At 73.6% G+C, this 14,662-nt stretch carries 13 protein-coding genes and 1 tRNA gene; 9 read left to right on the plus strand and 5 right to left on the minus strand.

What is annotated here, in order from left to right:
* Positions 1 to 50: 50 nt before the first annotated feature.
* Positions 51 to 995, plus strand: coding sequence for a LuxR C-terminal-related transcriptional regulator (locus tag QMQ26_RS21385; protein ID WP_282202371.1), 945 nt, complete (start codon positions 51 to 53; stop codon positions 993 to 995).
* Positions 996 to 1,053: 58 nt separating this feature from the next.
* Positions 1,054 to 2,586, plus strand: a complete 1,533-nt coding sequence (locus tag QMQ26_RS21390) for a polysaccharide biosynthesis protein (RefSeq protein ID WP_282202372.1) — start codon at positions 1,054 to 1,056, stop codon at positions 2,584 to 2,586.
* 32 nt (positions 2,587 to 2,618) lie between these two features.
* On the opposite strand, the gene QMQ26_RS21395 is transcribed toward QMQ26_RS21390, so the two are convergent.
* Positions 2,619 to 3,113: a MarR family winged helix-turn-helix transcriptional regulator gene (locus tag QMQ26_RS21395; protein WP_100836624.1), complete on the minus strand. Its 495-nt coding sequence runs from the start codon at positions 3,111 to 3,113 to the stop codon at positions 2,619 to 2,621.
* 118 nt (positions 3,114 to 3,231) lie between these two features.
* On the opposite strand from QMQ26_RS21395, the gene QMQ26_RS21400 reads away from it, so the two are divergent.
* Positions 3,232 to 4,029: a methyltransferase domain-containing protein gene (locus QMQ26_RS21400; RefSeq protein WP_282202373.1), complete on the plus strand. Its 798-nt coding sequence runs from the start codon at positions 3,232 to 3,234 to the stop codon at positions 4,027 to 4,029.
* A gap of 23 nt (positions 4,030 to 4,052) precedes the next feature.
* On the opposite strand, the gene QMQ26_RS21405 is transcribed toward QMQ26_RS21400, so the two are convergent.
* The 3 genes from QMQ26_RS21405 to QMQ26_RS21415 are packed head-to-tail and all read right to left on the minus strand — an operon-like array spanning position 4,053 to position 6,643.
* A complete protein-coding gene (locus tag QMQ26_RS21405; protein WP_100836622.1) occupies positions 4,053 to 4,904 on the minus strand; it encodes a DMT family transporter in 852 nt (283 codons plus the stop codon).
* A 57-nt stretch (positions 4,905 to 4,961) separates the two neighbouring features.
* The gene (locus QMQ26_RS21410; protein ID WP_404813930.1) at positions 4,962 to 5,675 is read right to left on the minus strand and encodes a TetR family transcriptional regulator; all 714 of its coding nucleotides are present in this window, start codon (positions 5,673 to 5,675) and stop codon (positions 4,962 to 4,964) included.
* Entirely contained in the window at positions 5,672 to 6,643 is a 972-nt protein-coding gene (locus QMQ26_RS21415; protein ID WP_282202374.1) for an acyl-CoA desaturase, read from the minus strand. Before QMQ26_RS21415 ends, QMQ26_RS21410 begins: the two co-directional genes overlap by 4 nt.
* A gap of 295 nt (positions 6,644 to 6,938) precedes the next feature.
* On the opposite strand from QMQ26_RS21415, the gene QMQ26_RS21420 reads away from it, so the two are divergent.
* The 6 genes from QMQ26_RS21420 (at position 6,939) to QMQ26_RS21445 (ending at position 11,670) form a co-directional block, all read left to right on the plus strand.
* A tRNA-Gln gene (locus QMQ26_RS21420) sits at positions 6,939 to 7,009 on the plus strand.
* A 114-nt stretch (positions 7,010 to 7,123) separates the two neighbouring features.
* A complete protein-coding gene (gene glmU, locus QMQ26_RS21425) occupies positions 7,124 to 8,569 on the plus strand; it encodes a bifunctional UDP-N-acetylglucosamine diphosphorylase/glucosamine-1-phosphate N-acetyltransferase GlmU (RefSeq protein WP_282202375.1) in 1,446 nt (481 codons plus the stop codon).
* Positions 8,570 to 8,723: 154 nt separating this feature from the next.
* Entirely contained in the window at positions 8,724 to 9,704 is a 981-nt protein-coding gene (locus QMQ26_RS21430; protein WP_100836618.1) for a ribose-phosphate diphosphokinase, read from the plus strand.
* Positions 9,705 to 9,952: 248 nt separating this feature from the next.
* On the plus strand, positions 9,953 to 10,561 hold the full coding sequence (locus QMQ26_RS21435) for a 50S ribosomal protein L25/general stress protein Ctc (protein WP_282202376.1): 609 nt from the start codon (positions 9,953 to 9,955) through the stop codon (positions 10,559 to 10,561).
* Between the two features lie 109 nt (positions 10,562 to 10,670).
* Positions 10,671 to 11,246, plus strand: a complete 576-nt coding sequence (pth, locus tag QMQ26_RS21440) for an aminoacyl-tRNA hydrolase (protein ID WP_100836616.1) — start codon at positions 10,671 to 10,673, stop codon at positions 11,244 to 11,246.
* A 199-nt stretch (positions 11,247 to 11,445) separates the two neighbouring features.
* Positions 11,446 to 11,670 carry a hypothetical protein gene (locus QMQ26_RS21445; protein WP_282202377.1) on the plus strand — a complete coding sequence of 75 codons (225 nt, stop codon included), beginning with the start codon at positions 11,446 to 11,448 and terminating at the stop codon, positions 11,668 to 11,670.
* Between the two features lie 90 nt (positions 11,671 to 11,760).
* On the opposite strand, the gene ppc is transcribed toward QMQ26_RS21445, so the two are convergent.
* Positions 11,761 to 14,556 carry a phosphoenolpyruvate carboxylase gene (gene ppc / locus QMQ26_RS21450; RefSeq protein ID WP_199846987.1) on the minus strand — a complete coding sequence of 932 codons (2,796 nt, stop codon included), beginning with the start codon at positions 14,554 to 14,556 and terminating at the stop codon, positions 11,761 to 11,763.
* Between the last annotated feature and the right edge of the window lie 106 nt (positions 14,557 to 14,662).

A 14,662-nucleotide genomic window follows, 5' to 3' on the forward strand; every position in this document is an offset into this window, starting at 1 on the left:
GCTGAGTGAGGCACCGGTGGGGGTCGGGCCACGAGCAGGGGGCAAGGACGATGGGGCGTATGCGCGTCCTGGTGGTCGACGGCCACCGGATCTTCGCCGAGGCGCTCGCCACGGCACTGGCCGCCGAACCCGACGTGGACGTCGGGGCGGCGGGCAGCGCGGCGGCGGCCGAACGGGCGCTGGAGCGGGCGGTGGCCGAACACCGCCCGTACGACGTGGTGCTGGTCGACGTCGACCTGGGCGCCGTCCCGCCGCCGCCCCGCGCCCCGGCCGGGCCGCCGTCGCCGCACCCGCAGACCGCCCCGCCGCCCCGCGTGCAGGCCGCCGCGGCCGGGCCGCCCGCGCCCCGGCACGCCCCGGCCGGGCCGCAGCAGCCGCACCATCCGCAACAGCGTTCCGCCGCCGTCCGGTTGACGCCGCCGCAGGCCCCCGCCGTCCGGCCCGGCGAGGTCCGGCCGCTGACCGACGGGATCGCGCTGGTCGCCCGCGTCCGGCGGGCCCACCCGGAGGTGCGGGCCGTCCTGCTGGCCGCCGCGGACGACCCGCAGCGGGCCGCCCGGGCCCTCCAGGCCGGGGCCAACGGCTGGGTGGCGCGCGAGAGTTCGCTCAGCGCGCTGATGACCGTGGTGCGCGGCGTGCGCCGTGACGAGACGCACCTGCCGCCCGCGCTGCTCACCGGCGTGGTCCGCGAACTGACCTCGGCCCGCCGCGACCGCTCGGAGAGCGAGCGGCTGGTCGCCGCGCTCACCCCCCGCGAGGAGGAGGTGCTGCGCTGCATGGTCGCCGGGCTCGGCCGGCAGGCCGTCGCCGAGCGGCTGTTCCTCTCCCCGCACACCGTCCGCACCCACATGCAGAACGTCCTGGGCAAGCTGGGGGTGCACTCCACGCTCGCGGCGGTCGCGGTCGCCCGCCGGGCCGGGATCGCGCCCTCCGAACCGCCCGTCCCCGTCCCCCCGCCGACCGTCGCGGCCGCCACAGGCCCCGGCGCGGGCTGAACGAGCCCCCGCCTCCCCCGCACGTTCCGCTCCGTGATTCAGGGAAACCGGAGGTCAGATGTTGCCGCACCGCACTGCCGCACGCCCGCACGGGGCCCGTACCCGCCCACCGGACGGTTCCACCGGCCTGCGCACCCTGGTGGTCGGGGCCGGTTCCGCCGGCACCGCCCTGGTCCGCGACCTGGGCCGGACCCCCGAGTTCGGCCTCGACCCGGTCGGCGTCCTGGACGACGACCCGGCCAAGGCCGGCCGGGACGTCTCCGGCAGCCCCGTCCTGGGCCCGCTCGCCGACCTCACCGACCTGGCGCTGCGCCACCGCGCCCAGGTCGTCGTCCTCGCCATCCCGGGCCTGCCGCACCAGCGGGTGCGGACCCTGGCCACCGCCGCGGCCGCCGCCGGCGCGGCCGTCCGCTACCTGCCGTCCTTCCTGGCCGCGCTGCGCCGCGAGGTGGTCGGCTCCGACATGCGCACCCTGGACGTCAACCGGCTGATCGGGCGGCGCGAGGTGCACGTGGTCTCGCCGGACGTCCGCACCGTGATCGAGGGCCGCCGGGTCCTGGTGACCGGCGCCGGCGGCTCGATCGGCAGCGAACTGTGCCGCCAGGTCCAGGCGTTCGGGCCGGCCGCGCTCTACATGCTCGACCACGACGAGTCCAACCTGCACCGCCTCCAGCTCGACATCTGGGGCGAGGCGCTGCTCACCGACGACTCGCTGGTCATCGCCGACATCCGGGACCGCCCCCGGATCCAGCAGATCTTCCGCGACCTGCGCCCCGACGTGGTCTTCCACGCCGCCGCGCACAAGCACCTGCCGCTGCTGGAGCGCCACCCCAGCGAGGCCGTCAAGTCCAACGTCCTGGGCACCGACCACCTGGTCGAGGCCGCGCTGGCCACCGGCGTCGAACGGTTCGTGCTGGTCTCCACCGACAAGGCCGCCGACCCGACCTCGGTGCTGGGCGCGAGCAAGCGGCTGGCCGAACTCATCGTCCAGGCCAACGCCCGCGACGCCCGCAACCTCGGCACCGGCGTCTTCGCCGCCGTCCGCTTCGGCAACGTGCTCGGCTCGCGCGGCTCGCTGCTGTCCGTCCTGGAGGAACAGCTGCGCAGCGGCGGCCCGGTGACAGTCACCCACCCCGACGTCACCCGCTTCTTCATGACCATCGAGGAGGCGGTCGGCCTGGTCCTGGAGGCCGGGCGGATGGCCGAGGGCGGCGAGGTCTTCGTGCTCGACATGGGCGAGCCGGTCCGGATCGTCGATCTGGTCCACAACTTCGCCGAACAGGTCCAACTCGGCGCGGACGAGGTCGAGATCCGCTACACCGGCCTGCGGGCCGGGGAGAAGCTCAACGAGGCCCTGTTCTCCGACGCCGAGGAGCGCCTGCCCACCGTCCACCCGCGGATCTTCGCCACCGCCGCCGACCACGCCGCCGCCCCCGAGGACCTGGCCGGCGGGCTCACCGGCCTCTACGCGGCGGCCACCACCAACGACGACCCCGAAGTCCGCGACCGCCTGGCGGCCCTGCTCCCCGGCTACCAGACCGCCCCCGCCCGGGCCCCGGCCCTCGCCACCCCGTACCCGGACGGCTTCTGAGCCCGCGACACCGGCCCCGGCGGGGGCCGGGCTCAGCTGCTGCGGTCGAAGGGGGCGACCAGGTCGCGCAGCAGGGCGGCGAGTTCGGTCTGCTGGGCGGGGGCGAGCTGGGAGAGGATCTCGCGCTCGTGGGCGAGGAGGCCGGCCAGGGCCTGGTCGGCCTGGTCGCGGCCGGCCCCGGTGAGGCGGACCAGGACGCCGCGGCGGTCGTCCGGGTCGGGGAGGCGGACGACCAGGCCTTTGGCGGTGAGGCGGTCGATCCGGTTGGTCATGGTGCCGGAGGTGACCAGGGTCTGGGTGAGCAGCTGGCCGGGGGAGAGCTGGTAGGGGGAGCCGGCCCGGCGCAGGGCGGTGAGGACGTCGAACTCCCAGGGTTCGAGGCCGTGCTCGGCGAAGGCGGTGCGGCGGGCGCGGTCCAGGTGGCGGGCGAGGCGGCTCACCCGACTGAGGACCTCAAGCGGTTCCACGTCGAGGTCGGGGCGCTCTCGGCGCCATGCTGCGACCAGGCGGTCGACCTCGTCCTCCATGACGATCAGTGTATCGGGGGGTGTGTCGATGTGAAGTCTCTTGACATCAAGAGATAACAAAGGAAATCTCGGCGTGACAGAGATATCTTGACGTCGAGATACTTTCCGGAGCCGCGCCATGCCCGCCCACTGGGACGCCGACCAGTACCTGCACTACGCCGACCTGCGGGGCCGCCCGTTCGACGACCTGCTCGCCCGGGTCCCCGACCTGCCGCCCCGCCCCACCGTGCTGGACCTCGGCTGCGGCCCCGGCAACTCCACCGCCGCCCTGCGCCGCCGCTGGCCCGACGCCCGCCTGCTCGGCCTCGACACCTCGCCCGACCTGCTGGCCCGGGCCCGCGGCGCCGACGGCGAGCCCACCGCCGAGTACCGCGAGCAGGACGTCACCGCCTACGACCCGGCCCCCGAACGGCCCGACCTGATCGCCTCTAACGCCGCCCTGCACTGGATGGACACCGACACCGCCGACCACCTCGCCCTGCTGCCCCGCTGGGCGGCCGCGCTGCGCCCCGGCGGGGTGATCGCCTTCCAGCTGCCCGGCAACTTCGCCGCCCCCAGCCACACCCTGCTCGCCGAGCTGCGCCGTAGCCCGCGCTGGCGCGACCGCCTGGGCACCGCCCGCCCCGACGCCTCCTGCCACGCACCCGACCGCTACGCCCGGACGCTGCTGGCCGCGGGCTGCGCCGTGGACGTCTGGGAGAGCACGTACACGATGGTGCTCCAGGGCCCCGACCCGGTGCTGGAGTGGGTCAAGGGCTCCGCGCTGCGCCCGGTGCTGGACCGGCTGCCGGAGCCGGCCGAGCGGGCCGAGTTCCTGGCCGGGTACGGCGCGCTGCTGCGCGCGGCGTACCCGGCGACCGAGCACGGCACGCTGTTCCCGTTCCGCCGGGTCTTCGCGGTGGCCGTCAAGCGCTGAGGGGCCTCCGGACGGCCGCCCGGTCACTTCGCGCCGGGGAGCGCCGGGTGCCGGCCCAGCACCACCACGCCGACCACGACCGCGGCCAGCCCGGCGCTCTGCCAGGCCAGCGCCCCGGGGGTGAGCCGGAGCCGGTCGCCGAGGAAGCCGACCGCGCAGGCGATCCCGGCCAGCGGCTGGGCGGCGGTCAGCGCGGGCAGCGACATCCGCAGCGGGGCGGCCTCGAACGCGGACTGCACCAGCAGCAGCCCGACCACACCCAGGCCGAGCACGGTGTACGGCGGCCAGGACATCAGCGCGGCCGCCGCCCCGTCCTGGTCGATCCGGTCGAAGGTGGCCCGGGTGAGCGCGTCCTGGAGGCCGTAGAGCAGCCCGGCGGCCAGCGCCAGCAGGGTGGCCTCCTCGAACAGCGGCAGCCGGCGGGCCACCGCGACCAGCAGCAGGGCCAGGCCGGAGACGATGCCGATCACCAGCCAGTGGCGCAGCGGCCCGGCCGCCGGGCCGCCGCCCCGGGGCTGTCCGGCGGCGATGAACGCGGTGACGCCGAGGGCGATCAGGGCGACGCCGGCCCAGCCGGATCGGCCCAGCCGGGTGCCGGTGATCCGGCGGGCCAGCAGCATCGCCCAGACCAGGTTGGTGGCCAGCAGCGGTTCCACCAGGGTGACTTCGCCCTGGCTGAGGGCGAGCGCGGAGAGCACCTGGCCGCCGATCATGAAGGCGATGCCGAGCAGCCAGTCGGGCATCCGCACCAGGTCGAGCAGCAGCCGCCAGCGCAGCAGGTCCCCGCTGGGCGCGCGCTGGGCGGCGTGCTGCTGTAGGACGAATCCGGCGCCCAGCAGGCAGGCCGCGCCGAGGGCCAGCAGGAAGACCGCCACGGGACCGCCCCTGTCGTGCGTGTCGGCCCGGCGGCCCCGGTGGCGGGGCCGGGCCGGTCAGTTCTTGCGGTCGCCGACCAGCTTGGGGTGCCGCTCCAGGCCCTCCAGGCCGTGCCAGGCGAGGTTGACCAGGTGGGCGGCGACCTCCGCCTTGGCGGGCTTGCGCACTTCCAGCCACCACTGGCCGGTCAGCGCCACCATGCCGACCAGCATCTGCGAGTACATCGGCGCCAGCCTGGCGTCGAAGCCCCGGGACTTGAACTCCAGGCCCAGGATGTCCTCGACCTGGGTGGCGATGTCGCCGATCAGCGAGGCGAAGGAGCCGGTGGACTGGGCCACCGGCGAGTCCCGGACCAGGATCTTGAAACCGTCGGTGGAGGTGTCGATGTAGTCCATCAGCGCGAACGCGGCCTGCTCCAGCAGCTCGCGGGAGTGTCCGCCGGTCAGCGCGCCGGTGACCATGTCGAGCAGCAGCTGCATCTCGCGGTCGACCACCACCGCGTACAGGCCCTCCTTGCCGCCGAAGTGCTCGTACACGACGGGCTTGGAGACCCCGGCGCGCTCGGCGATCTCCTCGACCGAGGTGCCGTCGTAGCCGCGTTCGGCGAAGACCGTCCGGCCGATCTCCAGCAGCTGCTCGCGGCGCTGCTTGCCGGTCATCCGCACTCGGCCGGCGCTCTTGCCCCCGCCGCGGCGCGAGGGCTGCCGATGGCCGGCGCTGTCTCCGTTGGTCCCGTTCACCCCTCCATCATGCTGTAGGCGCTGACTCATGCGGCGCGGCGGGCGGCGATCCGCTCCGCGCCGGGCCAGCGGACGTCGTGCGCCCAGCCCGCCTGTTCGAACCAGCGGATGACCCGGGCCGAGGAGTCGACCTGGCCGCGGAGCACGCCGTGCCGGGCCGAGGTGGGGTCGGCGTGGTGCAGGTTGTGCCAGGACTCGCCGCAGGAGAGCACGGCCAGCCACCACACGTTGCCGGACCGGTCGCGGGACTTGAACGGGCGGGCGCCCACCGCGTGGCAGATCGAGTTGATCGACCAGGTGACGTGGTGCAGCAGCGCGACCCGGACCAGCGAGCCCCAGAAGAAGGCGGTCAGCGCGCCCTGCCAGCTCCAGGTGGCCAGGCCGCCGACCAGCGTGGGCAGGCCGAGCGAGAGCAGCGTCCACAGCCAGAACAGCCGGGAGATGCGCCTTATGGCCGGGTCGCGGACCAGGTCGGGCGCGTAGGTGAGCTGCGAGGTCTGCTCCTCGTCGAACATCCAGCCCATGTGCGCCCACCACAGGCCCTTGAGCAGCGCGGGCACGCTCTCGCCGTAGCGCCACGGCGAGTGCGGGTCGCCGTCCTTGTCGGAGTAGCGGTGGTGCTTGCGGTGGTCAGCTACCCAGCGCACCAGCGGGCCCTCGACGGCCAGCGAGCCGAGCACGGCCAGGCCCAGCCGCAGCGGGCGGTTGGCCTTGAACGCGCCGTGGGTGAAGTAGCGGTGGTAGCCGACGGTGATGCCGTGGCAGGTCAGGAAGTACATGGCGACGGCGATCCCGGCGTCCAGCCAGGACAGCCCCCAGCCCCAGGCCGCCGGGACGGCGGCCAGCAGGGCCAGGAAGGGCACCGCGATGAACAGGACCAGGGTGGCGCGCTCCAGCGCGCCCTGCTTCTCGCCGCCCCTGGTGGCGGACAACGCGGTGGCGGTTCGCTGTGCGTCCTCGGCGGCGCTCGGCGGCGCCTGCCCGGCCTGGATGGTCATGGCGCTTCCCTGGGGGAGAGGGGACCGGCGGAGTACCTACGTGACCGTAACTTACGGCATCGTAGGTACCGGGCCCGGGAAAACGGAAGGGCCCCGCGCGCACGTGTCGCACTGTTCGCCCGCCGGATTCCGGCCCGTCGGCAGCCCGTCGGCAGCGCGTCGGCGGTCCGCCGGCGGACCGCCGACGGGGCGCGACCTGCGCAGTCGGGGGGCGCGGACCGGGGCGCCTTCGGGGAAGGTGGTGGAGCTACGGGCCGTCAACCCGTAGGCTGTGCTGGGCGCGCGTCGCGCCCGTTCCGCCGTGGTGTAATGGCAGCACAGGGCCCTTTGGAGGCCTTTGTCTGGGTTCGAATCCTAGCGGCGGAGCCTCTTCCCGGCCGGGCGCCGTCCCGGTCCGACCGTTTCGGACGGTTTGTCTTCCTTTTCTCTCGGTATTGTTCGGTGCGCCCTCAATCCGCATCGACCGAGGAGTCTCCCCGCGTGAGTGCCAACCAGCCCGCCGCCGTCATCGTGCTCGCCGCCGGGGGCGGTACCCGAATGAAGTCCAGGGCGCTGCCGAAGGTGCTGCACGAGCTCTGCGGGCGCTCCCTGGTGGGCCACGCGGTCAGCGCCGCACAGGAGTTGACGCCCGGTCAGCTGGTCGTGGTGATCGGCCACCTGCGCGAGCTGGTCCAGGCCCACCTGGCCGAGCACCACCCGGCCGCCCGCCCGGTCGTCCAGACCGAGCAGAACGGCACCGGCCACGCGGTGCGCACCGCGCTGGAGGCGCTCGCCGCCGACGGCGTGCAGCTGGACGGCACCGTGCTGGTCACCACCGGCGACGCCCCGCTGCTGACCGGCACCACCCTGGCGGCGCTGGCCGCCGCCCACGCCGAGCAGGGCAACGGCGTCACCGTGCTGACCGCCCGCGTCCCCGACGCCACCGGCTACGGCCGAATCCTGCGCGGCCCGGACGGCGCGGTCGCCGCGATCGTCGAGCACAAGGACGCCACCGCCGAGCAGCTGGCCGTCGACGAGATCAACTCCGGGGTGTTCGCCTTCGACGCCAAGCTGCTGGCGCTCGCCCTGTCGCTGGTCGGCACCGACAACGCGCAGGGCGAGGAGTACCTGACCGACACCCTGGAGATCCTCCGCCGGGAGGGCCACCGGGTGGGCGCGGTGGTCGCCGCCGACCACCGGGAGATCGTCGGCATCAACGACCGGGTGCAGCTCGCCGCGGCCCGCCGGCTGCTCAACGACCGCCTGCTGGAGAACGCCATGCGGGCCGGCGTCACCGTGGTCGACCCGGCCTCCACCTGGTTCGACGTCCAGGTCACCTACGAGCCGGACGCGCTGGTGCACCCGAACACCCAGCTGCACGGCGCCAGCCACCTGGGCGAGGGCTGCGAGGTCGGCCCGAACACCACGCTGACCGACACCGCGGTCGGCGCGGGCGCCCGTGTGAGCAACACCACGGCCGACCGGGCCGAGATCGGCCCGGAGGCCGCGGTGGGCCCGTACGCGTACCTGCGGCCGGGCACCAGGCTGGCCCGGGGGGCGAAGGCCGGCACCTACGTCGAGATCAAGAACTCGGAGCTCGGCGAGGGGGCGAAGGTCCCGCACCTGTCGTACATCGGGGACGCGACGATCGGCGAGGGCACCAACGTCGGTGCGGCGTCCGTCACAGTCAACTACGACGGCGTGAACAAGCACCGGACGGTGATCGGGGCCCACTGCCGCACGGGTTCCGACAACATGTTCATCGCTCCGGTGACGGTCGGCGACGGCGCCTACACGGCCGCCGGATCGGTGATCACCAACGACGTCCCGGCCGGTTCGCTAGGCGTCGCGCGGGCCCAGCAGCGCAACATCGCGGGCTGGGTTGAGCGGAAGCGGCCCGGTTCGGCCTCGGCCCGCGCGGCGGCGGAGGCCGGTGGGGCGGAGTAGTCGGACGGGACGGCCGGGGATCTTGAGGAGTGGTCCCCGGCCGCCGGACCTTCCGCGGGGCGCGTAACCTGATGTACATACGTGCGCCATCGGGCCAGTTCGGCCGTGCCTCGGCGTACTCACCCAGAGTGGCAATACACGAGGAGACGGTGCAGTGAGCGGGATCACGACCTCCGGTGAGAAGAAGCTGAAACTCTTTTCCGGCCGTGCCCACCACGAACTTGCCGAGGAGGTCGCCAGCGAACTGGGCACCGAACTCGTCCCGACCAAGGCCCTGGACTTCGCCAACGGCGAGATCTACGTCCGCTTCCTGGAATCCGCCCGCGGTGCGGACTGCTTCGTGATCCAGAGCCACACGGCTCCGATCAACCAGTGGATCATGGAGCAGCTGATCATGATCGACGCGCTCAAGCGCGCGTCGGCCCGCAGCATCACCGCCATCCTCCCCTTCTACGGCTACGCCCGGCAGGACAAGAAGCACCTCGGCCGCGAGCCCATCTCGGCCCGCCTGGTCGCCGACCTGCTGCGCCAGGCCGGCGCCGACCGGCTGATGGCCGTGGACCTGCACACCGCGCAGATCCAGGGCTTCTTCGACGGCCCGGTGGACCACCTGTTCGCGCTGCCGATGCTCGCCGACTACGTGGGCGACCGCGTCCCGGACCGCTCCAAGCTGACCGTCGTCTCCCCGGACGCCGGCCGGGTGAAGGTCGCCGACCAGTGGTGCGACCGCCTCGGCGCCCCGCTGGCGATCATCCACAAGCGCCGCGACATGTCGCAGGCCAACACCATCCTGTCCGCCGAGGTGGTCGGTGACGTCAGGGACCGGGTCTGCGTCCTGGTCGACGACATGATCGACACCGCCGGCACCATCTGCGCCGCCGCCGACGCGCTGTTCGACGCCGGTGCCGCCGACGTCCTGGTGGCCGCCACCCACGGCGTGCTCTCCGGCCCGGCCGCGGACCGGCTGAAGAACTCCCGGGTCAGCGAGTTCGTGTTCACCAACACCCTGCCGACCCCCGCCCAGCTCCAGCTGGACAAGATCACCACGCTGTCGATCGCCCCGTCGATCGCCGCCGCGGTGCGCGAGGTGTTCGAGGACGGCTCGGTCACCAGCCTCTTCGAGGGCGTGCACTGACCCCTCGTCAGGCCCCCGGTCGGCCCCCGGCTCCGCCACGGAGCCGGGGGCCGATTTCACGTCCGCGCCACCACCCGGTTAGTCTTGGCAGACTGCTCGGCGAGGGATGCCCGGATTCAGGGCTCCGTGATCGACGCGCGTGGTCGATGCGCTTTGATCGAACCGCCGAGCTTCCCCCAAGTACTTGAGGGTGTGGCCCGGCGGTTCTGTCGTTCCTGCACCCCTTTGCCTTCCCGAGGAGCGCAGTCGTGTCCGAGATCCGCCTTGCCGCCGAAGCCCGCACCGAGTTCGGCAAGGGTGCCGCCCGCCGCGCCCGCCGCGCCGGTTTCGTCCCCGGTGTCGTGTACGGCCACGGCCACACCCCGGTGCACCTGAACCTGCCCGGCCACGACCTGATGATGGCCCTCAAGACCCCGAACGCCCTGCTGGTCGTCCCGATCGAGGGCAAGGACGAGTTCGTGCTGCCGAAGGCCATCCAGCGCGAGGCCATCAAGCGCACCATCGAGCACGTCGACCTGCTGCTGGTCAAGCGGGGCGAGAAGGTCACCGTCGAGATCCCGGTCCACACCGAGGGCGAGCTGGCCCCCGGCGGCAACCTGATCGAGAACGTGCTGAACGCCCTCCCGATCGAGGCCGAGGCCACCCACCTGCCCGAGTCGGTCACCGTCTCGATCGAGGGCCTGGAGGCCGGCGCCGCCGTCACCGCCGGTGACATCACCCTGCCCTCCGGCGTGACCCTGGCCGTCGAGGCCGACGCCGTCGTGCTCCAGGTCATCGGCGCCCAGGCCCCCGAGGCCACCGAGGAGGAGGAGGCCGAGACCGAGGCCGCCGCCGCCGACGAGGCCGTCGAGGCCTGATCACCGCGCCCTCGCTGCCCCGGCCGTCCCGCCCCGCGCGCGGACGGCCGGGGCAGCGGCGTGTCCGGGATGATGTGACGGTACGGAGAACACCCGCGTGAGGAGCGGCATGAGCGAGTACGACGGCCCCTGGCTGGTGGTGGGCCTCGGCAACCCGGGCAAGGAGTACGCCCGCAACCGGCACAACATCGGCTTCATGGTGGTCGAGCTGCTGGCCCGGCGGATGGGCGCGAAGTTCAAGGCCCACAAGAGCCGGGCCCAGGTCGCCGAGGGACGGCTGTCCGGCCGGCGGGTCGTGCTGGCCGAGCCGATGAGCTTCATGAACCTCTCGGGCGGGCCGGTCACCGCGCTGCGCGACTTCTACAAGGTCCCGACCTCGGCGATCGTCGCCGTCCACGACGAGCTCGACCTCGACTACGCGGCGCTGCGGCTGAAGACCGGCGGCGGCGACAACGGCCACAACGGCCTCAAGTCGCTCACCAAGTCGCTCGGCCCCGACTACCACCGGGTCCGCTGCGGGATCGGCCGCCCGCCCGGCCGGATGGAGGTGGCCGACTTCGTGCTCAAGGACTTCTCGGCCACCGAGCGCAAGGACCTCGACTGGTTCGTCGACCGGGCCGCCGACGCCGTCGAGGCGCTGCTCGCCGACGGCCTGGAGCGGGCCCAGCAGAACTACAACTCCTGACCCCCGCCGCCGGGTTGGCACTCAGTGCAGGCGCGGACCGGGATTCGACCACCCTCCGTACACAACGTTCATGCAACGCTTCCCCGTTGGAAGCTGACCTGGGGTCAGAAACGGTCGGGGATCGGATACCGTCGAAACCGGTGCCGCAAGGATTGAAGTGCCGTCTATGGGGGTATGGACCGTGATCCGGTCAGAGCGCGTGGGCAAGGTCGTCGGAGGCACCGTCCTGTGCCTGGCCGCCGGAGGATGGGTCGCCGGGCCCGCCGCGGCCGCCGAACCCACCTCCGTCCCGGAGCCCGCCGCGGCTCGGATCGCCCCGCCCACCGGCTCGGTCGGCTCGGCCGGCGGGTACGCGGTCGGCGGCGGCCTGGTGGTGGTGGCCGGCGGCGCGGCGGCCTGGCTGCGCAAGCGCAGGCGGGCCTGAACGCGGGCCTGAACGAAGGACGCGCGAACGGCGGCGGCCCGCCCCCTCGGTGGACGAGGGGGCGGGCCGCCGCGGTGCGCGGTGCGCGGATCAGCCGGTGTTGCGCAGGCCCGCCGCGATGCCGTTCACGGTGAGCAGCAGCGCGCGGGCGCGCAGCGGGTCCTCCGGCCGGCCGGCCGCGGCCTCCTCGCGCTGCCGGCGCAGCAGCGCGACCTGGAGGTAGGAGATCGGGTCGAGGTAGGCGTCGCGCACGGTGAAGGTCTGCTTGAGGACCTCGTTGTGCTCCAGCAGCTCCGACTCGCCGGTCAGCCGCAGCACCTCGCGCAGGGTGAGGTCGTGCTCGGCGACGATCTGGTCGAAGACGTGGTGCAGCTCGGCCGGGACCAGCTGCTCGACGTAGTGGCGGGCGATCCGCAGGTCCGTCTTGGCCAGCGTCATGGCGACGTTGGACAGGAAGTTCCGGAAGAAGTGCCAGTTGCCGTGCATCTCGTCCAGCACGTCCGTCAGCCCGGCCTCGCGGGCCGCCGCCAGGCCGGAGCCCACGCCGTACCAGCCGGGGACGATCTGCCGGGACTGCGTCCAGCCGAACACCCACGGGATGGCCCGCAGGCCGTCCAGGCCCGCGCCGCTGTCGGGGCGGCGGGACGGGCGGGAGCCCAGGTGCAGCGAGGCCAGCTGGTCGACCGGCGTCGCGGCGAAGAAGTACTTCGGCAGGTCCTCCTGCTCGACCAGCGCCCGGTACGCGGTGTGCGCGGCGGCCGAGACCTGGTCCATCGCGGCGTCCCAGCGGGCCAGCTCCTCCGGGGCCTGCCGGGGCGCGGTGTGCAGCGCGGACGCGGCCAGCGTGGCGGAGAGGGTCAGCTCCAGGTTCTCCCGGGCCAGCGAGGGCAGCAGGTACTTGTCGGAGATCACCTCGCCCTGCTCGGTGACCTTGATCTCGCCCTCCAGGGTGCCCCACGGCTGGGCCAGGATCGCCTCGTGCGAGGGGCCGCCGCCGCGGCCGACGGTGCCGCCGCGGCCGTGGAACAGCCGCAGCCGGATGCCGTAGCGGTGCGCGACGTCGCGCAGCCGGCGCTGGGCGCGGTGGATCTCCCACTGCGAGGTGGTGATGCCGCCGAACTTCGAGGAGTCCGAGTAGCCGAGCATGACCTCCTGGACGTCGCCGCGCAGCGACACCAGCAGCCGGTACGACGGGTCGGAGAGCATCTCGTCCAGGATGCGGTCGGCCTCCTGGAGCTCGTCGGTGGTCTCCAGCAGCGGCACGATGCCGATCTTGGCGATGCCCGCGTGCAGGTCGATCAGGCCGGCCTCGCGGGCCAGCACCGCCGCCGCGAACACGTCGTCCGCGCCCTGGCACATCGAGATGATGTACGACTCGACGATCTCGTCGCCGAACCGCTCGAAGCCCTCCCGGATGGTGGTGAACACGCCCAGCGTCTTGGCGCCCGCGGCGTCCAGCGGGGCCGGGGTCGGGGCCAGCGGACGGCGCGAGCGCATCTCCTTGGAGAGCAGGCGCTGGCGGTACTCGCGCGGCATGTCGGTGTAGCGCCACGCCTCCTCGCCGAGCCGGTCGAACAGCTGGCCCAGCGCGTGGTGGTGCGCCTCGGCGTGCTCGCGCACGTCCATGGTGGCCAGCTGGAGGCCGAACGCCTCGATGGTGCGGATCGCCCGGGCCAGGCGGCCGTCGGCGATCAGGCCGCCGCGGTGGGCGCGCAGCGAGTCCTGGATCAGGCGCAGGTCGGCCAGCAGGTCGCGGGTGCCGACGTAGTCCCGGCCCGGGGTGGGCGCGGTGCCCGCGGCCAGGCGGTCGCGGGTGTTCTCCAGCTTGATCCGGATGCAGGTGGCCTTGAGCCGGTACGGCTCCTCGGCGTTCATCCGCTTGTAGCGCGGGCTCAGCTCCGGCAGGTGCGCCAGGTCGGCGTCCAGCGAGGCCAGCAGCTCCTCGGAGGCCCCGGCCAGCCGGACCGAGGTGGAGAGCGAGGCGCGCAGGTCGTCGATGGCCGCCAGGGCGTCCTTGATGCCGTACTCGTGCTGGAGGTTGAGCACGTCCCAGGTGACCCGCGGGGTGACGTTCGGGTTGCCGTCGCGGTCGCCGCCGATCCAGGTGCCGAAGGTCAGCGGGCGCACGCCCTCGGGCAGCGTCAGGCCGACCCGGGCGAGCTCCTCGTGCAGCTCCTCCAGCACCTCCGGGACGGCGTCGCGGTACAGCTCGTCCAGGTAGTAGACGGCGTTGCGGGCCTCGTCGGTGGGCTCCGGGCGGGCGATCCGCAGCTCGTCGGTCTGCCAGAGCAGGTCGATCACCTCGGCCAGGCGGCGGTCGGCCTGGCGGCGGGCCGAGGTCTGCCGGGCGCTGTCGATCCGGCCGGTGGCGTCCTGCTCGCGGTGGATGCGCTCCAGCAGCTCGCCGACCCGGCGCAGCTTGTTCAGCACCGAGCGGCGGGCCGCCTCGGTCGGGTGCGCGGTGAACACCGGGCGCACCGCGAGGTTGGCCAGGGTGTCCGCCAGGTGCTTCGGGTCCGCCTCCTTCAGCTGGTCGGCGGTCTGCGACAGCAGCGAGCCCTCGCGGGCCCGGCGCGAGGCGAACTCCCGGCCGCGGTGCACCTGTTCGGTGACGTTCGCCAGGTGGAAGTAGGTCGAGAAGGCGCGCACCAGCTTCGCGGCGGTGTCCAGGTCGATCTCCGCCAGCAGCTGCGCGGTCGCCTCGCCGTCGGTGCGGCTCAGCAGGCGCACCTGCTCGACCAGGCCCAGGAGTTCGGGGCCCTCCTGGCGCACCAGGGTCTCGCCGAGCAGGTCGCCGAGGCGGCGGATGTCCGCCCGCAGCGCGGCGTTGTCCGCGTCGGCGATCGCGGACGGGCTGTCCGCCTGAGTGGGGACCGGAGCGGTCACGGCTGTCTCCCTGTGGTGGTGGGGTTCGGCAACGGCTCTGACATCACCGCGGTGCGGGTGACGGGTGCGGACCGCGCTGTCCGACGGGCAACAGCATAGGTGGCAC

It is taken from the genome of Kitasatospora fiedleri, assembly GCF_948472415.1.
Lineage (GTDB): Bacteria > Actinomycetota > Actinomycetes > Streptomycetales > Streptomycetaceae > Kitasatospora > Kitasatospora fiedleri.